A 20,035-nucleotide genomic window follows, 5' to 3' on the forward strand; every position below is an offset into this window, starting at 1 on the left:
GTTACTCCTTCTGCTAGCTGGTGAACGTTCCCGGGAGGAACAAGGTGGTGGTCTTGCCGGTGACGATGCCGCTCGCCCACTGCAGCGCACCGGCCCGCCCGGCGCCGTCGTTCTCGTTCAGGGCAAGGGACATCGCGATCGGGCCGGCCGGCGCGGCCTGGAACCCGAGCGCCGCCCACGGCACCTTCACCCGGTACGACGTGACGCCGTCGGCGCGCGTGATCGCGGCGGTGGCGCCCGGTGTGGTCCCCGCCGGACTGCCGTCCGAGGTGCCGAAGCTGTAGACGGCCGGTCCGGTCGGCAGGAGGGCGGCGCCGATCTCGGTGGCGGTCGCGTTCTCGCCGGGCAGGCCGTTGCTGATCGCGAACTGCAGGCCGTCACCCCGCCACAGGTTCGGCGCGGTCTCGGTCTGCGCGAACACGTCGTCGGTGACGGCCGCGTTGACGGTCAGCCCGGTGGCGTCGTACTGGAAGTTGGCCGAGCCGGACAGGTCGGCGGCGCCACCCCATGGGCGGGTGAACGCGAGCCAACTGGCGTCGGTCGCCAGGTTGATCGAGCTGACCGGAGTGGTTGCCGAGGGCACGATCGGATCGAACGCGGTAGTGCCCTTGGCGGAGACCTTGTTGCCGTCGGACGTGGTGAGGTCGACGGTGTAGGCGTATGCCTTCCAGGGCACCAGTCCGGTGACCGGGATGCTGATCGTTGCCTTCTGCCCCGGTTCTATCGACTGGCCGGCGCCGGCTGTTCCGTGCTGGCCGGCGATCGTCCAGGTCAGGTCCTGGATCGTGGCGGACGAGCTCGCCCTGGTGTTGGTCAGTTCGACGCCGAGGCCGGCTGGTGCAGCTTGGGTGAGCTGCGGCACGACGCGGATCTTGGTCGCCGGCTCGACAGTGGTCCAGGCAACCAAGCGGGCAGTGGTTCTCCCGAGCCGGGAGACTGTCGCGACGACGTGCCGCGGTCCGAGCGTGTCGCTTGCCGGGACCGCGATGGTGACCTGGGTGTCCCGGCCCCGAAACACCAGGACCCCCTTCGTCTGGCCAGCCACCGTCACGGCGGCCGGGCCGGCGTTGTACGGCGTGCCCTTGATCGTCACCGTGACCGCGGTCGGCTCCTGCGAGTTGGACGGATCCGCAGCAGCAACCTTCGCCTGTGGCGACGCCGTGACGGCAACCCCGGTGGCCGGGCCCTTCACGAAGACCGGGTCCTGGTCGACCGTCATCGTCACCACGCCTTGCGTCGGGGTCAGCGTGGTCTTGTGGCCGTACATGTCGGTGACCTGGAGCGGGCTGGTGGTGCTGAGCTCCACCGATGAGGAGCCGGTGCCGGTCGACCACAGCACGCGGGTGGTCGACGTACCCGAACCGAAGCGGTACGAGTACAGCGGGGCGGCCAGGGTGTCGCGGCCGCTGTAGGCGAGGCCGGTGAGTGCGCGGATCGTGGTCGCCTTCGCGACCAGGCCCGGCTTCGGCGCCATCCCGGCGATCGGTCCGGCCGGTGCCTGCAGGAGGCCGAAGGTGCTCTCCTTGTCGTCCAGGTTGGTGCCGTCGTTCAGGGCGTCGTACCAGTAGAACTGGCTGACGCCGTTAGCGATCATGATCGTGTCGTTGCGGATCGACTTGCGGGCCTGGTCGAGCATCGAGCCACCGGAGCTGGCGGCGGTCGGGTAGCCCTCCTCGCTGATCCAGAGCGGCTTGCCGGCGCCGCCGTGCGCGTTCGCCGCGGTGCGCAGGTTCTGGATCTGGGTGTCCAGGTCGCCCTCCGGGCCGGGGAATGTGTAGATGTGCGCGTTGATCGAATCCATGTACGCCAGACCGCCGAGCGACAGCAACTGGTCGCGGAACGAGGTGTCACCCTTGTTCGGGCCGACGTCGACGATCACGTTCGCGTTCGGGTTGTCCGCGTGGGTCTGCTGGTACGCCGCCTTGATCAGCTGCAGGAAGCACGCGCCGGTGATGCCACAGGCGCTGTCGTTGAAGCCGGGCTGGTAGTACTCGTTGTAGGTCTCGATGTCGTTCGTGGTGCCGGCGAAGTGCTTCAGCCAGAAGCTCTGGTACCGGCCGAACCCGGCCAGACCGGCCGTGGTGCTCGGGGTGTGCCCGCCGTCGTACAGCGCGTTGCGGTAGCCGGTCACCAGCAGCGGGATGATGCCATTCGCCTTCGCGTCCGCGACCATCGCGTCGTACTGCGGCTCGACGGTGTAGTTGCCGGGTGAGCCGGACTCCACGTGGGTCCACTCGAGGCTGTCGCGGATGTGTGAGAAGCCGGCCAGGCCGAGGGTGCGGATGAGGGCGCCACTGAGGTTGTAGTAGTGGTTCATGTGGGTGTTCACGCCCCACTTGCCTTGCGGGGACTGGATTCCGGCCGGCAGCGGTGGGATGACGGCGAGCGTCGTACCGACCACCGTCTCGCCGGCCGTGAGGCGGAGGTTGTAGAAGCCGGGACCTAGGGCCGCCACGTCGACGGAGCCGGTCGTCGTGTTGCCTGAGGCAACGGGGAGGTACTGGTCGTCGGTGATGCTCCAGGCCACCGACGACGCGGTCGAGGTGAGCGTCACGCTGCCCGATCCCTGGGTGAACACCAGGCTCTGGTTGGTGACGGTGATACCGGTCGTGTCCGCGAACGAGATGCTGACCGACGAGACGCAGACCGAGCTGATCTCACCACCAGGTGCGCTCGCCATCAGCCGGATGTCGGCGCCGTTCGCGCGGTTCTGGAAGTTGACGTCGGACGTCCGGAACTGGGTGGTCGCCCACGCGCCGGTGCCGGGGAAGGTGAACCAGGGCAGCGGCGTGAAGGCCGAACTGACGCTGTCGTACTGCGCGCTCAGTTGCTGGCCCGGAGTGTCGAAATAGTTGACCGTGAGCACCGCGTCGGTGGCGCCGGCGGGGATCCGGGCCGCGTCGATGTTCAGGTAGATGTACTGGTCCTTCAGATCGTTGCTGGTCTGCCAGCACGGCACCCCGAGCCGGCTCGACGCCGCGTGCTCCGGGGTCTTGTCCGGGTCACCGGGCCAGGCGGTGATCCCGTCGGCGGCGACCGGGTTGGTGAAGACGATCCCGGGATCACTCGCCGCCTGCGCGGGTGATCCCAGCTGAACGGCGGCCAGCACTCCGGCGGCGACCACCACGAGCACCTTCCGAACCGAACCGTGCATGGGGCGGTCCCTTCGCGAGTTCACATACATGAACAAAGTCTGTAATGTTGAACGACGACGAAAAAGTAGGCGGCCAGCCGGGATGTGTCAACGGTTCGTGCCGCGCGGGACTCCCCGGGCGACGTGAATGGCGTACGTCCAGCGCTCAGGCGCTGGGCAGGCGACGCAAGGTGCCGCCGATCTCCTCGGCATGCTGGTGGAGCGCCTCGACCACGTCGCGCTGGTGGGCATCGGTGAACCGCGACAGCGGGATCGAACAGCTGAGTCCGTACGCCGCCGGGCGGCCGAAGGGGATCGCCACCGCGATGCTCCCCAGGCCCAGGGCGTCCTGCTCCCGCTCGGCGGCCCAGCGCCGTACGCGGACGTCCTGGAGCTCGCGCGCGAGCGCCTGCCGGTCGGCGATCGTGTGCTGAGTTTCCGCCGTGAGTTCGGTCGGGACGCGCGCCTCGACTTCCTCGGGCGAGAGCTGTGCGAGCAGCACCTGCCCCATTGCGCTCGAATGTGCGGGCACCCGGCGACCGACCCAGGACCCGCTGCGGAGGATGTGCATCGACTCGCGACTGGCCAGGTAGACCACGTCGGCGCCGTCGAGCCGGGCGAGATGAACAGTCTCGTTGAGGTACGCACGCAGCGCGGCAAGGTGTGCCGTCGCGACTTGGTTGACGACGTCGCGGTCGAGGAACGCGGTCCCGACGAGGAGCGCGCGGACTCCGATGCCGTACGCCGTACCGCGCTCGTCGGACTCGACCCAGCCGGCGCCGACCAGCGTCCGGAGCAGCATGTGGATGCTGGACTTCGGGTAACCGAGCCGGTTGGCCAGCTCAGTCAGCGTCAGCCGCCCGGGGGCCTGGGCCAGCGCCTCCAGCAGCTCCACGGTCCGAGCCGCCGACTTCACGGCCGGCGGTCTGTCAGCGTCGCTCACGTGTTCGGTATATCAGATGGAGTTCGCATCCGTGAACCTCGGAAGCTCTTAGGCCAGACCGAGGCGGTAGGCGTAGGCGACGGCTTGGGCGCGGTCGCGGAGGTTGGCCTTGGCGAAGAGGTGATTGATGTGGGTCTTGACCGTGGCCTCGCTGACGACCAGGTGGCGGGCGATCTCCGTGTTCGACAGTCCGTCGGCGATCAGGCGCAGTACCTCGATCTCGCGGGGAGTGAGGCCCGAGCCGGCGAGGTCGGCGGGCTTCGGGGTGGCGGCGCCTTCGATCAGGCGGCGCTGGACCTCGGCGTCGAGGATGGACTGCCCGGCCGCGGCCGCCTGCAAGGCCCGCCCGATCGACTCGGCGTCCGCGTCCTTGGTGAGGAACCCTCGCGCACCGGCCCGCAACGCGGACAGCACCGAGTCGTCGTCGCTGTAGGTCGTGAGTACGACGACCTCCGTGCCGGGGTGGTCCGCGCGGACCCGCCTGGTCGCCTCCACACCGTCGCACTTCGGCATGCGCAGGTCGACGAGCAGGACGTCGGGGTTGTGCTCGGCAACCAATCGCACGGCTTCCTCGCCGTCGGACGCGGCCGCGACCACGTCGATCCCTGGCAGCAGCTTGAGCAACGTGACCAGGCCGTCGCGGACCACAGTCTGATCGTCGGCGACCACGACGCGCACTGCACTCATACCGGAATCCTCAGTTCTACCCGCCAGCCCTCGGACGTCGGACCGGCCTCGACCGATCCACCGACGAGGTCGGCCCGTTCCTTCATCCCGAGCAGACCATAGCCGCCGGGCGTCGGCTGCGCGGGACGTTTCCCCTGCCTGTCCTCGACGGTCAGCCGGACATCATCGCCGTACCGGAGCCGTACGTCGACCGGCGCGCCCGGCGCGTGCTTGCGGGTGTTCGCCAGCGCCTCCTGCAGCGTCCGGTACAGGGTGCTCATCACATCGGCGGACAACTCCCGCGCCTCCCCCTCCACTTCGAAGTCCGCCGCTGCCCTACTCTCCAGCCGGTACGACGTGACCAGATCGGCGAACGCCCGTACGTCGGGAACCGCGTCCTCACGCAGCGCAGCCACCGCGCGCCTCGCCTCGGCGAGACCTTCCACCGCCAGCCCCTGTGCCCGCGTCACCTGCTCGATCGCCTCGGGCGACGCGCCATCCCGGATCAGCATCAACCGCGCCCCTTGCAGGCTCAACGACAGTCCAGCCAGCGAATGCGCCAGTACGTCGTGCACGTCGCGGGCGATCCGGGCTCGTTCGGCCAGGGCGGCGGCGCGGCCATGTTCCTCGATCACGGCCTGTTTCCGGGCCAGCGAGACTTCGAGGTCCTCGAGCTGGGACTCCCGGTTCCGGCGGTTGATCGAGGCCAGCACCAGGGCCACCAACCCGAACGCCGGCCCGACTGCCCCGGCCACCGAACCGGTCGTGACGTACAGCGGCACCGAGGCGCCCACCACACCGATGACCACCACCGCGATCTCGCGAGGCCCGGCCCGGTGATAGCGAACTGCCGCTCTGGACACCCAGAACGGCAGCACGATCAGCGGACTCTGCGGCAGCGCGAACCACAGAAGCGATCCGGCGACCGCGAACACCAGCAGCCCATAGGTAGCCTTGCCCAGCGGCTCCCCGTGCTGCAGACCGAAGAGCGAGAAGTTGCTGATGACAACAAGTAGGGCGAGGACGAGGATCACCGGGTACGGCAGCCGGTGCGGGTCCGGCACACCGCCCGCGAAGACCAGCGTGCCGATCGTCAGTACGCCCGGGATCGCACGGATCAGGAGACCAGGCGCGGTGGCGGCCCGCACCCGGCTCCTGAGCGTCGACGTCATACCGTCATCATGCCCGTTCGACCGCGAGCGGGATGTGCATGCTCAGCGCCCGGCGGTAGATCATCGCGTTCTGTGCGGCGATGGTGAGACCGATGGTCAGGGCGAGCGTCGCGTGGTTCAGCGTGCCGTGCGGCCAGATCGCCGGCGCGGCGAACGCGGCACCGACCCGGATCCCGAGCGTCACGATCCAGAGCGCGAGCGTGGCGCCCGTCCCCTTCTGGTACAGCCCGTCCTCGCGCCGGGTGAGGTGCAGACTCGCACCGCGGGACAGTCCGAGCCCGACCAGTACGACGCAGTCCAGCACCAGGAAGGCGATCTCGCCGGTCGACGCCGTACCGAGCGCCGCCGGCAGCGGCAGCAAACCGATGATCAGCAGGATCGCCGGCATCACCATCAGCGACCGCTGCGTGACCAGCGACCCGGTGATCTGCCGGCCGACGACCCGGAACAGCACCCACAGCCCTACCAAGATCCCCACCACTACTCCGGCCGACATCTCTCAGTTCCTTTCCGAGGAGGTTGTTCGTTGCTGGTGACAACACTCCTCGGATCCGGCCCCCGGAACGTCAGCCCCCAGTTCGCCCCCAGGTGGAACCCGGACCTCAACCCGTGGGTTGACCCCGCCCAGCCCCCGTCTGATGGGTTGACCCACGAGATGGTGGGTTGGCCAACGGCACACGGTTGGCCAACCCCCCGACGGCTGGGTCAGCCCATCAGATGGGGTGGGGTGGGGTGGGGTGGGGTCAGGCCAGTGAGACCAGGTCTAGGTAGTCGTTGGACCAGAGGTCCTCGCTGGCGTCGGGGAGGATCAGCACGCGGTCCGGCTGCAGGGCCTCGATCGCGCCCTCGTCGTGGGTGACCATGACGATCGCGCCCGGGTAGCTGCCGACCGCACCCAGGACCTCGTCCCGGGAGGCCGGGTCCAGGTTGTTGGTCGGCTCGTCCAGCAGCAGCACGTTGGCGCCGGAGTGGACCAGCCCGGCGAGTGCCAGGCGGGTCTTCTCCCCGCCCGACAGCACGTGGGCCGGCTTGTCCGCGTCGTCACCGCTGAACAGGAACGAACCGAGCACGTTCCGGACCTCGCCGTCGGTCAGCCCGGGAGCGACCGACGCAAGGTTCTGCCGAACTGTGCCGGCCAGGTCCAGGGTGTCGTGCTCCTGGGCGAAGTACCCGAGCCGCAGCCCGTGACCGGGCACGACGCGGCCCTCGTCCGGCTCCTCCCGCCCCGCGAGCAGCCGGAGCAGAGTGGTCTTGCCCGCGCCGTTCAGCCCGAGAACGACGACCCGGCTCCCCCGGTCGATGGCGAGGTCGACGCCGTTCAGGACCTGGAGTCCGCCGTACGCCTTCTTGAGGCCGACGGCGGCCAGCGGTGTCTTCCCCGACGGCGCCGGAGCGGGCAGCCGGATGCGGGCTACTCGCGCGGCCCGGCGTACCGGCTCGAGGTCCGAGAGCAACTTGTCCGCCCGCCGCGCCATGTTGCGCGCGGCAACGGCTTTCGTCGCGCTGGCTTGCATCTTCTGCGCCTGGGTGTGCAGGACCGCGGCCTTGCGTTCGGCCGTGTTGCGCTCCCGGGTGCGGCGACGCTCGTCGGTCTCCAGTTGTTCGAGGTACTTCGTCCAGCCGGTGTTGTGGATGTCGATCGTGACCCGCAGCGGATCCAGGTGGAAGACCCGGTTGACCGTTGCCTTGAGCAACTCGCGGTCGTGGCTGATCACGATCAGGCCGCCCGGGTACGACAGCAGGAACGAACGCAGCCACAGCACCGAGTCGGCGTCGAGGTGGTTGGTCGGCTCGTCGAGCAGCAGCGTGTCGTGCTGCGCGAACAGGATCCGGGCCAGTTCGACGCGACGGCGCTGACCGCCGGACAATTCACCGACGGGCTGCTCGAGGGCGCGGTTCGGCAGACCGACGCCGGCCGCCAGCCGCGCCGCCTCCGCCTCGGCCGCGTACCCGCCGCCGGCCTGGAACTGCGCCTCGGCCCGCGCGTACGCCGCCATCGCGCGCTCCTGCGCGTCGCCGGTGGCAGTGCTCATCGCGGCCTCGGCGTCGCGCAGCTTGCGGACGGCGACATCCAGGCCGCGGGCGGACAGGATCCGGTCCGTGACCGTGACGGCGGGGTCGGCGGCGCGCGGGTCCTGCGGCAGGTAGCCGATAGAGCCGGACACGCTGATGGTCCCGGTGGCCGGGCGGTCTTCGCCGGCCAGCGTCTTCAGCAAGGTGGTCTTGCCGGCGCCGTTACGGCCGACGAGCCCGACGCGGTCGCCGGGGCTGACGTGGAACGACAGGTCGGACAGCAGCAGGTGGGCGCCGACGCGAATGTCTACACCGTTGACGGTGATCATGATGGTTACTCTCCGTGATAGCCAAGGGACGCACTTCAGGTACGGAAGCGGGTCCCGCAGCTAGACACAGAGGCAAGTAGCCATGAATCCAAAATACCCACCACCCCCAGCCACGTCATCCGATTAACCGCGCAGAGGGGCGGAGGCCTGGGGGGTCAGGTGGATTTGGCGGGGAGTTCTACTACGAAGCGGGCGCCGCCGGAGGGGTGGGTGGTGACCTGGATGGTGCCTTGGTGCCATTGGACGTGGCGGGCGACGATGGCAAGGCCGAGGCCTACGCCACGGCCCCGACCGCTGGTCTCGCCGCGGCCGAAGCGCTGGAAGATACGTTCGCGGTCCTCGGGCGCGATCCCGGGACCGGCGTCGTCGACGGTGATGATGACGCCGAGTCCACCGGCCTCGACGCCGACACCCTTGCAGCCGCCGGCGTGGTCCTCGGCGTTCTCGACCAGGTTCGCGATGACCCTCTCGAGCCGGCGCTTGTCCGCCTGCAGCGTCAGCCCCTCGGCGTCCGGAGCCACCGTGGTCACCTCACGCCCGGCCGTCGCATCCGCGGCAGCCCGGACAAGGTCGGCGATCCGCACAATCTCCCGACTGCCCTGATCACCACCGTCGTCCCGCGAGATCTCCAGCAGATCGATCACCAGCCGCCGGAACCGGTCCAGGTCGTCGCCGAGCAACTCGACCGGCTCACGCACCGCCGAGGGCAGTTCGGCCCGATGGTTCTGGATCAACTGCATCGAGTTGAGCATCGTCATCAACGGCGTACGCAACTCATGGCTCACATCACCCGCGAACCGCGCGTCCGCCGCCACCCGCCGTTCCAGATCCGCCGCGGTCTGGTTGAACGATCGCGCCAGCCCGCCCAGGTCGCGGTCGTTCTCCGCCTCCAGCCGCGCATCCAGCCGCCCGCGCGCCACCGCATCCGCCACCTTGGTCAGCGCCGCCAGCGGCCGCAGCGCCAGCGTGCTCGCCAGCCGCCCGACCGCCAGGCCGATCATCGCGGTCACGATCGCCGCCGCGACGAGCGTGATCTTCAACGTCCGCAGCGTCCCGTCGAGACTCGCCAGCGGGTGCCACTCGAAGAACGCCGTACCCGGCACCTTCATCGGTACGCCGACCGCCAGCACGTGCTGGCCGCCCACGGTGAGTCGGCGGCTCGCCGCCGTACCGTTGCGGACCGTGGTGACGAGGTCGATCGGCAGATCCGACGGCTTCCCGGTCAGGGAGTACCAGGTGTCGTCGTAGTAGACCATCGAAGCTGCGGCATCCGTGGATGGCAGGCTGGTCAGCAGATTCGTCACGCTGACATCCGGGTTCGGCGTCAGGCTGCCGCACTCGGCCTGCTCACGCACCGGCCGGCACGGCTGTGGCGCGCCGAACAGCCCGTAGTGGAAGGCCGCTGCGTTGTCGGCCGTCTCGACCATCGCCGAGGACTCGCGCTGCTCGGTGAGGTAGTCGGAGACGACACCCCAAGTCACCAGCGCCAGCACAGACGACAGTCCGAGCGCGAGCAGGCCGTAGGCCACCATCACGCGCCCGCGCAGGCCAGGTCTGAGACCCGTCCGGCCCCATCGCCGCCCCAGTCGCCGTCGCCGCAACGTCAACTCACCAGTCGATAGCCCAGGCCGCGGGCGGTGACGAGATGCTTCGGACTGGCCGGGTCGTGCTCGATCTTCAGCCGCAGCCGGCGGATGTGTACGTCGACGATCCGGCTGTCACCGAAGTACCCGTAGCCCCACACCTTGGACAGCAGTTGCTCACGGCTCAGCACCTTGCCCTCTGCCCCGGCCAGTTCGGCGAGCAGCTTGAACTCGGTCCGGGTCAGCGGCAGCACCGAATCGCCACGGGTCACCTCGGCCCCGGGGACGTCGATCGTGAGGTCGCCGACCACGAGTACGTCGGGCTGCCGGGCGTTCGCCGGCTCCACCCGGCGCAGCAGCGCCCGGATCCGGGCCGACAACTCCTTGGCAACGAGCGGTTTCGTCACATAGTCGTCGGCACCGGCCTCCAGCCCGGCGACCACGTCGTGACTGTCGGTGCGCGCGGTCACCATGATGACCGGCACGTCGCTGGCGCGGCGGATCTCGCGGCAGACCGTGAATCCGTCCCGGTCCGGCAGCATCAGATCCAGCAGCACCACGTCCGGTGGTTCCCGGCGCAGCGCGGCCAGAGCGTCGTACCCGTTGGCCGCCTCGGCGACCTGGTACCCCTCGTCTTCCAGGGCAAGCCGCAGCACCCGGCGGATGCGCGGCTCGTCGTCGACCAGCAGCAGGCTGTGTGGCACGGACCCAGTGTCCCGCACCACCGGAGCGCGCGCCGGTTACGGCTGTCATGAATCCGTCATGTTCGTGCGGGCCCCGGGTGACAACCTCTTGACGCTTCGGTAACCCAGCCTCCGGGGTCCGCGCCACGGTCCTAGCTTCGGCGCTATCGAGTCCGGAGGAGGACCAATGGCCAGAAGACGGCTGGCGGCAGTATCCCTTGCCGCCGTGGCAGCGCTCGTCGCGCTCGCCGCATGCAGCAACGGTGGCGGATCACCGTCCGGATCCGGAGGTGACGCAGCCACACCGGTCAGCGGTGGCACCCTGAACATGCTCGGGGCAGGCGACGTCGACTACATGGATCCGAACATCAGCTACTACTCGGTCGGCTACCTGAACCTGCGGATGTGGAGCCGGCAGCTGTTCACGTACCCCGCGGAGCCAGGTGGCAAGAACACCGCACCGGTCGCGGACCTCGCCACCGACATCCCGACCGCCGCGAACGGCGGGCTGAGCGCGGACGGCAAGACGTACACGATCAAGATCCGGCCCGGCGCGAAATGGGGCACCTCCCCGGCGCGCCAGGTGACGGCCGCCGACGTGGTCCGCGGCGTCAAGCGGACCGCGAACCCGGTACAGCCGTTCGGCGGCATCCCGGACTTCGCCAACCTGATCGACGGCTACCAAGCGTTCGCCGCCGGCTTCGCCAAGGCGCCGAAGACGGTCGCCGGGATCCAGGAGTACATCGACAAGACGGCGCTGCCCGGTGTGGTCGCGAAGGACGACACCACCGTCGTCTTCCACCTGACCCAGCCGGCGACGTACTTCGTCGACATGCTGACGCTGCCGGCCTTCTCGCCGGCCCCGGTGGAGTCGCTGAAGTACCTCCCGGCTAGCACCGAGCTCGGCAACCACTTCCCGTCCGACGGTCCGTACAAGGTCGACTCGTGGGTTCCGACCAAGTCGATCAACTACTCGCGCAACCCCGCCTGGGACGCGGCCACCGACCCGGTCCGCAAGGCCTACGTCGACAAGATCGTGGTGAACGAGACCGTCACCCAGGACTCGATCCAGCAGCAGTTGCAGACCGGTACGCCGACCGCCGACATGGAGTTCGACGTCGCACCGCCGCCGTCGCAACTGCCCGCGCTGCAGGCCAAGAAGGACCCGAACCTGACCATCGGCGACACCGCGAGCTCGAACCCGTACGTCGTCTACAACACGGTCTCGCCGAACAACAACAAGGCGCTGGAGAACCCGAAGGTCCGGCAGGCGATCAGCTACGCGATCAACCGGGACCATGTCCTGCAGGTGCTCGGCGGCAAGACGCTGAACCCGCCGCTCACGCACGTACTGCCGGACGTCATCACCGGCTCGAAGCAGATCGACCCGTACCCGTACGACCCGGAGAAGGCCAAGCAATTGCTCACCGAGGCCGGGTATCCGCATCTGACGCTGAAGTTCCTCTACCGCAACGCGACCGAGGGCAGCAGCAAGGGCTTCCAGACGATCCAGCAGGACCTGTCCAAGGCCGGCATCACCGTCACCGGCGTACCGTCGCCGAACGCGGACTTCTACGTGAAGTACCTGCAGGTGCCGGATGTCGCCCGGCGCGGTGTCTGGGACCTGTCGCTGGCCGGCTGGGGCGCCGACTGGTACGGCAACGCGGCGCTGTCGTTCTTCAACCCGTTGTTCTCCGGTGAGCCGTCGTTCCCACCGGTGGGCAGCAACTTCGGCCTCTACAACGACCCGGAGACCAACGACCTGATCCGGCAGGCGATCGCGGCACCGACGACGGACGCGGCCGCCGAGCTGTGGGCCAAGGCCGACGCCCGGGTGATGGACCAGGCCGCGTTCTACCCGCTCACCAACAACAAGCAGGCGAACTACCACGCCACCCAGGTCCACAACGCCGTCTACGTCCCGTCGATGCAGAACTACGACCCGACGAACGTGTGGCTGTCCAAGGACAAGCAGGGCGGCTGAACCTCATGGCCCTGCTTGAAGTAAGGGATCTTCGGGTCTCCTTCGACACCCCGGACGGCACCGTCCGCGCCGTCCGGGGCCTGTCGTTCGACGTCGAGGCCGGACAGACGCTGGCGGTGGTCGGCGAGTCCGGGTCGGGCAAGAGCGTCGCCACCCAGACCATCACCGGTCTGACCCGCGGCGCCCAGGTGTCCGGTACGGCGTTCTTCGACGGGACGGATCTCATCAGCGCGGACCAGTCGACCCTGCGCAGGTTGCGCGGGGCACAGATCGGGATGATCTTCCAGGACCCGCTGTCCAGCCTGCACCCGCACTACCGGATCGGCTGGCAGATCGTCGAGATGATCCGGGCGCACGACACCGTGATCAGCAAGCAGGCGGCCCGGCAACGGGCCGCCGAGCTGCTCACCCTGGTCGGCATCCCGCGGGCGTCGGAGCGGATCGACGACTACCCGCACCAGTTCTCCGGCGGGATGCGGCAGCGGGTGATGATCGCGATGGCGATGGCGCTCGACCCGGCGCTGCTGATCGCGGACGAGCCGACGACCGCGCTCGACGTGACCGTACAGGCCCAGGTGCTGAACGTGATGCGCCGCCTGCAGGAGCAGTTCGGTACGGCGATCATCCTGATCACCCACGACCTCGGCGTCGTGGCGGAGATGGCCGACGAGGTGGTCGTCATGTACGCCGGCGCGGTGATGGAACGGGCGCCGCGCCGCGACATCTTCTACCGCAACCACCACCCGTACACCCAAGGCCTGCTGGCATCGCTGCCGGCCCGCAGCGGCGACCGGTTGACCCCGATCGCCGGCAGTCCGCCGAGCCTGATCAGTCTGCCCGCGGGCTGCCCGTTCGCCGCCCGCTGCCCGCACGTGTTCGACAAGTGCCGCACCGAGGCGCCGCCGCTCACCGACGTCGGCGCCGACCCGCGACACCAGTCGGCCTGCTGGCTGCCCCACACCGTGAGCGAGGCGATCGCGTCATGAACGAGCGAAGCGAGTTCATCAGAAAGCACAGCATGCTCGGAGCCTCATCCGCGCCCGGAGCGAAGCGAGGACGTGGATGAGAAACGTACTGCTGAAAGTCGACGACGTCCGTAAGGAGTTCCCGACCCACTCGAAGGAGGTGGTCCATGCGGTCGACGGGGTCTCTCTCGAGGTGCGCAAGGGCGAGACGCTCGGGCTGGTCGGCGAGACCGGCTGCGGCAAGTCGACACTGGCCCGCTGCATGGCCCACCTGTACGACGTGACGTCGGGCTCGGTCTGGTTCGACGGGAAGGAGATCAGCACGCTGTCGCGGCGGGCGATGCGACCGGTGCGGCGCGAGGTGCAGGTGATCTTCCAGGACCCGTACGGCTCACTGAACCCGCGCCGCCGGGTCGGCTCGATCATCGGTGACCCGTTCGCCATCCACGGCATCGCGTCCGGGCCGGAACGGAAGAAGAAGGTCCAGGAACTGATGGAGCTGGTCGGGCTCAACCCCGAGCACTACAACCGGTTCCCGGCCGAGTTCTCCGGTGGCCAACGGCAACGGATCGGGGTCGCCCGAGCGCTGGCGCTGCGGCCGAAGCTGGTGATCTGCGACGAGCCGGTGTCGGCGCTGGACGTGTCGATCCAGGCGCAGATCATCAACCTGCTGGCCGATCTGCAGAAGGAGTTCGACCTGACCTATGTGTTCATCTCGCACGACCTGTCCGTGGTCCGGCACGTGAGTGACCGGATCGCGGTGATGTACCTGGGCAAGATCGTCGAGCTGGCGCCGACGCACGAGTTGTTCGGGCAGACGCGTCACCCGTACACGCGGGCGCTGTTGTCCGCGTTGCCGGTGGCGGATCCGGACACGGCCGACAGCCGTGAGCAGATCATCCTCGGTGGCGACATCCCCGCCGCGACGAACCCGCCGGAGGGGTGCAGGTTCCACACGAGGTGCCCGAAGGCGCGAGCCGACTGCGCCGCGGGCGAGCCGCCGCTGATCTCCGTCCTCGACGACCAGCACGACCACCGGACCGCCTGCTTCCATCCGCTGACGATCGGCGAAGACCTGTCGACCGCCGTACCGGACCTGAAGGCATCATGACCGCCGCCATCGAGATGGTCGATGTCCTTGACGAGCCCAAGGCGATCGAGGGCCGCAGTCCGTTCGTGCTGGCGTTGCGACGGCTGCGCAAGGACAAGGTCGCAATGATCTCGCTGGTCGTGATCGTGCTGATCGTGCTGATGGCGATCCTCGCGCCGGTCTTCGCCGCGGTCACCGGTCATCCGCCGAACGAGCAGTACCGCGACATCGGGCTGACCCCGGATGGCTTGCCGCGCGGGCCGAACGGGACGTTCTGGCTCGGCACCGACGACCTCGGCCGGGACATCCTGGTCCGGATCGCGTACGGCGCTCGCGTCTCGCTGCTGGTCGGCGTCATCGCGACCGCGATCACCGTCGCGATCGGCGTGGTACTCGGGCTCGCGGCCGGGTTCCTCGGCGGGGTCGTCGACACGGTGCTCGCGCGGCTGATCGACGTCGTACTGTCCGTGCCGTTCCTGTTGGTGGCGATCGCGCTGGTCTCGGTCACCGGGCCGAGCCTGACCGTGACCGTGCTGGTGATCGGGTTCTTCAGCTGGGCGTCGGTGGCCAGGATCGTGCGTGGGCAGGTGCTGTCGCTGCGCGAACGCGAGTTCGTGGAGGCGGCCCGGTCGCTGGGGGCGGGTGACGGCCGGATCATGTTCGTCGACGTACTGCCGAACGTGCTGGCGCCGGTGATCGTCTACACCACGCTGCTGATCCCGGTGGTGATCGTGACCCAGGCGACGTTGTCGTTCCTCGGGCTCGGACTGCCGCCGCCAACGGCCGACTGGGGCGGAATGATCAGCGCCTCGCAGAATTACTACACGACCGCGTGGTGGTTCATCCTCTTCCCCGGCCTGGCGCTGCTGATCACGACGCTCGCGTTCAACCTGTTCGGTGACGGGGTCCGGGACGCCTTCGACCCCCGCGCAGATCGGACCTAGTGATGGCTGTTTTCCTCATCCGCCGGCTAGGCCACGGACTCCTGGTCCTCTGGCTCATCACGGTGGCCGTGTTCGCACTGTTCTTCGTTGCCCCGAGCAACGTCGCGCAGACACTGGCCGGCCGGCAGGCGACGCCGGAGACCGTTGACCTGATCAAGCACCGGCTCGGGCTGGACCTGCCGGTGTGGAAGCAGTACCTGCACTTCGTCGAGAACGCGCTGCACGGCAACCTCGGGTACGACTACTACCACCAGGTGCCGGTGACCACGATCATCGGGACCGCGTTGCCGATCACGGTCTCGCTGGCGCTCGGAGCCGCCGTACTGTGGTTGCTGCTGGGAGTCTTCAACGGGGTCATCTCCGCGGTGCATCCACGGTCGCTGGCCGATCGCGGGCTGACGCTGTTCTCGTTGTTCTTCTACTCGTTCCCGTCGTTCCTGCTCGGGTTGCTGCTGCTGTACTTCCTGTACTTCCGGCTGACGCTGGCCGGATTCCACTGGTTCCCGGCAGGTGGGTACTCCCCACTGAGCGCCGGGGCCGGCGCCTGGTTCCAGCACCTGTTGCTGCCGTGGGTAGCGCTGGCTTTGTTGCTGGCGGCCACCTACACCCGGTTGACCCGCGGCTCGATGCTCGACGTCCTCGGCGAGGACTACATCCGGACCGCTCGCTCGAAGGGCATCCGGGAGAGCCGGGTGATCGTCCGGCACGGTCTGCGCAGCGCGCTGACTCCGGTGGTCACGCAGTTCGGCATCGATCTGGGTCAGCTGATCGGCGGTGTCGTCGTCATCGAGACCGTGTTCAGCCTGCCCGGTCTCGGGCAGACCGCGGTGACGGCGATCAACCAGCAGGATCTCCCGGTCATCATCGGGATCGTCCTGTTCGCCTCCGCCGCCGTCGTGGTCGCGAACATCCTGGTCGACATCGCCTACGCCTTCCTGGATCCGCGGGTTCGACTCCACTAGATGTACCGAAGGACAGGAGGTAGTGGCCGGTTGGTTGGCCTTTCAGGGGTGGGCCAAGCGGAGCCGCGCCGGTCGGCACTGACTACCTCCTGTCCTTCGGTACGGTGGTGCCGTGTCGATCGTGGTGTACGGCGCCGGCGGGATCGGCTGCTACGTGGGCGGACGGCTGCTCGCGGGTGGCGCCGACGTGGTCTTCGTCGGGCGGCCGCGGATGGCGGCCGAGGTCGCGGCTCACGGGCTACGACTGACCGACTACCTCGGTGCTGATCTCCGGGTTGCCGATGTTCGCTACGAGACCTCGCCTGCGGCGGCGGGAGCGGCGGATCTCGTTCTGCTGACGGTCAAGTCGGCGGCGACCGGGACGGCAGCCGCCGAGCTGGCCGGTGTGCTCAAGCCGGGCGCGATCGTGGTCAGCTTCCAGAACGGCCTCCGCAACGGTGACGTCCTGCGGGAAGGGCTGCCGGACCAGGTCGTGGTGCCCGGGATGGTTCCGTTCAACGTGCTGAACCGTGGCGAGGGAGTCTTCCACCAGGGCACCGCCGGTGCGCTCGATGTCCAAAGCCATCCGGGCCTGGCGCCGTACGTCGAGGACTTCGCCCGAGCGGGGCTGCCGCTGAAGCAGCATGACGACATCCTGCCGGTGCAGTGGTCGAAGCTCCTGCTCAACCTCAACAACCCGATCAACGCGCTCTCGGATCTCCCGCTGCGCGACGAGCTGTCCCAGCGCGCGTACCGTCGCTGCCTCGCCGCGGCTCAGGCCGAGTCACTCGCCCTTCTCGCTGCGCACGGCATCGAACCGGCCCGGATCCTGGCGGTGCCGATGCGCCGCTTCCCGGCCGTCCTCCGCCTGCCCGACTTCCTGTTCCGCCGCTTGGCCGGCTCGGTCCTCGCGATCGACCCGCTCGCCCGGACCTCCATGTGGGAAGACCTCAAAGCCGGCCGCCCGACCGAGATCGATTACCTGAACGGCGAGGTCGTCCGCCTGGCGGAGTCCCTCGGCCGCAGAGCTCCGGTCAACGCCAAGCTGATCGAGCTGATCCACAAGGCCGAGACCAACCACCACCCCTGGCCCGGCCCCGAGCTACTCCGCGAACTGCAGCGGTAGCTTCGCATTGACATCGACGCTCACGATGCCGTAGGTGAACCCGAGGTGCTCGTTCAGCCGGCGCATGTTCTCGTTGCCGCGCTGGGTCCAGGTGTAGATCTCGGTGATCCCGTGCTCGGCCGCCCAGGCCATACTCGTTCGCTTCAAGGTCGCGGCGACGCTCTTGCCGCGCCAGTCCGGATGGACTGCGGTGTAGGCGACCTCAGCCCGCTCCGGTTGGTCGGTGTCGAGCATCAACCCGGCGACACCGATCACGTCGTCACCGACGACGGCCAGGAACATCGCCGCCGGGTCGTTGATCCACTCGATCTCCCACTCCTCGGCCGAGACGTCCATCGGTGCCGGCACATCCAGGTCGGGAAGGGTCGGCACCGCCACCTGCTCGTAAGCCTTCGCCCAGAGCTCGGGCCGCTCGGCCACGGTCACGATCCGGTACGCCGTCGGCTGCTCCGGCCACGGCTCGGTGCCGATCCGGCGGAGCTGCTCGACCTGGCGGTTCGCCTCGGTGAAACCGAAGTGGTCGGCGAACGCGAGTGATTCCTCGTCGTCGACCGCGCAGCCCGCGACCTGGTAGCCCTGGGCAACGGCATGCTCGGTCAGTGCACGCAGCAACTCGGTGCCGGCACCTCGCCGTCGTGCCTCGGGGCGGACCCGTGGCTTGACGGCCGCACGGCCCGCCTCGCTGGAGTGATCCGACATCCCACTGCCGACGACCGCACCGTCCATCACGGCCAGCACCAGGAGCCGTCCGGGCTTCGCCAACTTCTGCAGTTCGGCCACACTCGGGCAGCGCTCGTACGGCTGCACCGCGAGCCGCACCGCACGCCAGTCCTCGTAGTCCCGCTCCGACTCGACCGGCCGGATCACGATCTCACCCATGCCCCCACCTTGCCCTACCCGGACCGGGTGCGCACTCGAATTCATCGTCTCATTATCTGAGGCAGTTCTTCTCAAATAGTGGAAGCAGCGGCAAGAATGGCGCTGTGATCGACGCAGCGGTGATCGGTGGAAGTGTGGCGGGCCTGCAGGCGGCGCTGACCTTGGGACGGGCGCGGCGGCGAGTGGTGCTGTTCGACGACGGGAAGGCGCGGAACCGGACGGCCGAGCACGTCCACAACTTCCTCGGAGTCGAGGACACCGCACCGGGCGAGTTGGTCGCATTCGGGCGCCGGCAACTCCGGGAGTACGGCGTCGAGGTGCGGGACACGCGGGTCGAGGACGTGACCGCTGACGGCGACGGTTTCGTCGTCGAGGGTGAGCGGGTGCGATCCGTGGTACTGGCGACCGGGCTCCGGGACGAGCTGCCGGATGTGCCGGGTGTGTGGGAGTCGTGGGGTCGGTCGGTTGTTGCGTGTCCGCACTGTCATGGCTGGGAGGTGCGTGACGAGCCGCTCGTGCAGCTCGGGATGCGCGGGCTGCCGGACCGCTCGGTTGCCCGGGCGCTGTTGCTCAGCAGGTGGAGCGACGACGTCGTCCTGTGCACCGATGGCGACGAACTCGGCGCCGATCACCTGACCAAGCTCGACAAGGCCTGCGTGACGATTCGCACCGAGCGAATCGAGGCCGTTCAGCCAGCGGAGAACGACGTACGCGTGCTGCTGAAGGGCGGTGACACGTTGCTTCCGCGGGCTGTGTTCGTGGTCGTCCGGCAGCATCAGCAGAGTGATCTCGCGACGAACCTCGGCTGCGACGTACTGGATGGCGCGGTCGCCGTCGACAGCTCCGGACGGACCAGCATCCCTGGTGTCTACGCGGTCGGTACGACGGCCGTCCCCGCCCTCTTCGCGATCGGCGCTGCCGGGCACGCGAGCACCACCGCGGTTGCCCTGCACGCGGACTTGCTCGACCGCGACCTCAGCTCATGACCGCGCAGCAGGCGGCAGGAGCGCAGGATCCCCGACGGTCCACTCCCCTGGCGCCCCACTGAGCTCGTCCAACTGCAGCAGGCACCACGGCGACAGGCCCGGTACGTCGCGCAGGTCGGACCATTCGACCCATCGGTACGACGCCACCTCCGTGGGATCGGGCGTGGGATCGCCGGACCACCGGACCCGGTACACCGGGCACATCTCGTTCTCCACCACGCCGGTCGGCATCTCGGCGCGGTAGCGGAACTCGGGCAGCACCAGCTCGACGCCGTCCGCCACGATCCCCAGCTCGTCGGCGAGCCGGCGCCGTACCGCATCGGGGACCGGCTCACCGGGAAGTGGATGCCCACAGCAACTGTTGGTCCAGACCCCCGGCCAGGTCGGCTTGGTCAGGGCGCGCTGGGTCAGCAGCACCCGGCCCGCGCCGTCGACCACGTAGCTCGAGAACGCCAGGTGCAGCGGGGTCGCGGAGTGGTGCACCGTTGCCTTGGCCTCGGTCCCGATCGCCCGGCCGGCGTCGTCCAGCAGCACCACTCGCTCCTCCGTCACCCCCCGAGGGTAGGCGGATACCCGGCTGTGGGCCCAATGCGCCGGT

17 protein-coding genes are annotated in these 20,035 nt (G+C 68.8%); 7 read left to right on the plus strand and 10 right to left on the minus strand.

Annotated elements, in window-relative coordinates; genetic code table 11:
- Window positions 1–13: 13 nt before the first annotated feature.
- The 8 genes from OG817_RS27625 to OG817_RS27660 all read right to left on the minus strand — a co-directional run bounded on the left by OG817_RS27625 (window position 14) and on the right by OG817_RS27660 (window position 10,543).
- Window positions 14–3,154: a sugar-binding protein gene (locus tag OG817_RS27625; RefSeq protein WP_406047524.1), complete on the minus strand. Its 3,141-nt coding sequence runs from the start codon at window positions 3,152–3,154 to the stop codon at window positions 14–16.
- Window positions 3,155–3,299: 145 nt separating this feature from the next.
- A complete protein-coding gene (locus OG817_RS27630; RefSeq protein WP_406047525.1) occupies window positions 3,300–4,076 on the minus strand; it encodes an IclR family transcriptional regulator in 777 nt (258 codons plus the stop codon).
- 48 nt (window positions 4,077–4,124) lie between these two features.
- Window positions 4,125–4,763, minus strand: a complete 639-nt coding sequence (locus OG817_RS27635) for a response regulator transcription factor (protein WP_360456855.1) — start codon at window positions 4,761–4,763, stop codon at window positions 4,125–4,127.
- On the minus strand, window positions 4,760–5,914 hold the full coding sequence (locus tag OG817_RS27640) for a sensor histidine kinase (protein ID WP_406047526.1): 1,155 nt from the start codon (window positions 5,912–5,914) through the stop codon (window positions 4,760–4,762). The genes OG817_RS27635 and OG817_RS27640 overlap by 4 nt, the downstream gene beginning before the upstream one ends.
- 7 nt (window positions 5,915–5,921) lie before the next feature.
- The gene (locus OG817_RS27645) at window positions 5,922–6,410 is read right to left on the minus strand and encodes a hypothetical protein (protein WP_406047527.1); all 489 of its coding nucleotides are present in this window, start codon (window positions 6,408–6,410) and stop codon (window positions 5,922–5,924) included.
- Window positions 6,411–6,657: 247 nt separating this feature from the next.
- On the minus strand, window positions 6,658–8,256 hold the full coding sequence (locus OG817_RS27650; RefSeq protein ID WP_406047528.1) for an ABC-F family ATP-binding cassette domain-containing protein: 1,599 nt from the start codon (window positions 8,254–8,256) through the stop codon (window positions 6,658–6,660).
- Between the two features lie 155 nt (window positions 8,257–8,411).
- On the minus strand, window positions 8,412–9,788 hold the full coding sequence (locus OG817_RS27655; protein WP_406057525.1) for an ATP-binding protein: 1,377 nt from the start codon (window positions 9,786–9,788) through the stop codon (window positions 8,412–8,414).
- 71 nt (window positions 9,789–9,859) lie between these two features.
- The gene (locus OG817_RS27660; protein ID WP_131517438.1) at window positions 9,860–10,543 is read right to left on the minus strand and encodes a response regulator transcription factor; all 684 of its coding nucleotides are present in this window, start codon (window positions 10,541–10,543) and stop codon (window positions 9,860–9,862) included.
- Between the two features lie 166 nt (window positions 10,544–10,709).
- Here OG817_RS27660 and OG817_RS27665 point away from each other — a divergent pair, with 166 nt between their 5' ends.
- The 6 genes from OG817_RS27665 to OG817_RS27690 all read left to right on the plus strand — a co-directional run bounded on the left by OG817_RS27665 (window position 10,710) and on the right by OG817_RS27690 (window position 17,572).
- Window positions 10,710–12,506 (plus strand): ABC transporter substrate-binding protein, encoded by a 1,797-nt coding sequence (locus tag OG817_RS27665; protein ID WP_406047529.1) that lies wholly within the window; start codon window positions 10,710–10,712, stop codon window positions 12,504–12,506.
- A gap of 5 nt (window positions 12,507–12,511) precedes the next feature.
- Window positions 12,512–13,492, plus strand: coding sequence for an ABC transporter ATP-binding protein (locus OG817_RS27670; protein ID WP_396395382.1), 981 nt, complete (start codon window positions 12,512–12,514; stop codon window positions 13,490–13,492).
- A gap of 76 nt (window positions 13,493–13,568) precedes the next feature.
- On the plus strand, window positions 13,569–14,582 hold the full coding sequence (locus OG817_RS27675) for an ABC transporter ATP-binding protein (protein WP_406047530.1): 1,014 nt from the start codon (window positions 13,569–13,571) through the stop codon (window positions 14,580–14,582).
- Window positions 14,579–15,505: an ABC transporter permease gene (locus tag OG817_RS27680; protein WP_406047531.1), complete on the plus strand. Its 927-nt coding sequence runs from the start codon at window positions 14,579–14,581 to the stop codon at window positions 15,503–15,505. The genes OG817_RS27675 and OG817_RS27680 overlap by 4 nt, the downstream gene beginning before the upstream one ends.
- 2 nt (window positions 15,506–15,507) lie before the next feature.
- Window positions 15,508–16,467 carry an ABC transporter permease gene (locus tag OG817_RS27685; protein WP_406047533.1) on the plus strand — a complete coding sequence of 320 codons (960 nt, stop codon included), beginning with the start codon at window positions 15,508–15,510 and terminating at the stop codon, window positions 16,465–16,467.
- A 112-nt stretch (window positions 16,468–16,579) separates the two neighbouring features.
- Window positions 16,580–17,572 carry a 2-dehydropantoate 2-reductase gene (locus OG817_RS27690; protein ID WP_406047534.1) on the plus strand — a complete coding sequence of 331 codons (993 nt, stop codon included), beginning with the start codon at window positions 16,580–16,582 and terminating at the stop codon, window positions 17,570–17,572.
- Here the strand turns inward: OG817_RS27690 and OG817_RS27695 are convergent.
- Window positions 17,549–18,451 (minus strand): GNAT family N-acetyltransferase, encoded by a 903-nt coding sequence (locus tag OG817_RS27695; protein WP_406047535.1) that lies wholly within the window; start codon window positions 18,449–18,451, stop codon window positions 17,549–17,551. The genes OG817_RS27690 and OG817_RS27695 overlap by 24 nt on opposite strands.
- 104 nt (window positions 18,452–18,555) lie before the next feature.
- On the opposite strand from OG817_RS27695, the gene OG817_RS27700 reads away from it, so the two are divergent.
- Window positions 18,556–19,437, plus strand: coding sequence for an NAD(P)/FAD-dependent oxidoreductase (locus OG817_RS27700; protein WP_406047536.1), 882 nt, complete (start codon window positions 18,556–18,558; stop codon window positions 19,435–19,437).
- Here the strand turns inward: OG817_RS27700 and idi are convergent.
- Window positions 19,432–19,989: an isopentenyl-diphosphate Delta-isomerase gene (gene idi / locus OG817_RS27705; RefSeq protein ID WP_406047537.1), complete on the minus strand. Its 558-nt coding sequence runs from the start codon at window positions 19,987–19,989 to the stop codon at window positions 19,432–19,434. The genes OG817_RS27700 and idi overlap by 6 nt on opposite strands.
- Window positions 19,990–20,035: the final 46 nt, after the last annotated feature.

It is taken from the genome of Kribbella sp. NBC_00889, assembly GCF_045207705.1.
Taxonomy (GTDB): Bacteria; Actinomycetota; Actinomycetes; order Propionibacteriales; family Kribbellaceae; genus Kribbella.

Excerpts from the sequence above, each read along its gene's own strand:
- OG817_RS27625 (WP_406047524.1), bottom strand. The coding sequence starts at position 3,154 with ATGCACGGTTCGGTTCGGAAGGTGCTCGTGGTGGTCGCCGCCGGAGTG.
- OG817_RS27635 (WP_360456855.1), bottom strand. The coding sequence starts at position 4,763 with ATGAGTGCAGTGCGCGTCGTGGTCGCCGACGATCAGACTGTGGTCCGC.
- OG817_RS27640 (WP_406047526.1), bottom strand. The coding sequence starts at position 5,914 with ATGACGTCGACGCTCAGGAGCCGGGTGCGGGCCGCCACCGCGCCTGGT.
- OG817_RS27645 (WP_406047527.1), bottom strand. The coding sequence starts at position 6,410 with ATGTCGGCCGGAGTAGTGGTGGGGATCTTGGTAGGGCTGTGGGTGCTG.
- OG817_RS27650 (WP_406047528.1), bottom strand. The coding sequence starts at position 8,256 with ATGATCACCGTCAACGGTGTAGACATTCGCGTCGGCGCCCACCTGCTG.
- OG817_RS27655 (WP_406057525.1), bottom strand. The coding sequence starts at position 9,788 with ATGGTGGCCTACGGCCTGCTCGCGCTCGGACTGTCGTCTGTGCTGGCG.
- OG817_RS27665 (WP_406047529.1), top strand. The coding sequence starts at position 10,710 with ATGGCCAGAAGACGGCTGGCGGCAGTATCCCTTGCCGCCGTGGCAGCG.
- OG817_RS27670 (WP_396395382.1), top strand. The coding sequence starts at position 12,512 with ATGGCCCTGCTTGAAGTAAGGGATCTTCGGGTCTCCTTCGACACCCCG.
- OG817_RS27675 (WP_406047530.1), top strand. The coding sequence starts at position 13,569 with ATGAGAAACGTACTGCTGAAAGTCGACGACGTCCGTAAGGAGTTCCCG.
- OG817_RS27680 (WP_406047531.1), top strand. The coding sequence starts at position 14,579 with ATGACCGCCGCCATCGAGATGGTCGATGTCCTTGACGAGCCCAAGGCG.
- OG817_RS27685 (WP_406047533.1), top strand. The coding sequence starts at position 15,508 with ATGGCTGTTTTCCTCATCCGCCGGCTAGGCCACGGACTCCTGGTCCTC.
- OG817_RS27695 (WP_406047535.1), bottom strand. The coding sequence starts at position 18,451 with ATGGGTGAGATCGTGATCCGGCCGGTCGAGTCGGAGCGGGACTACGAG.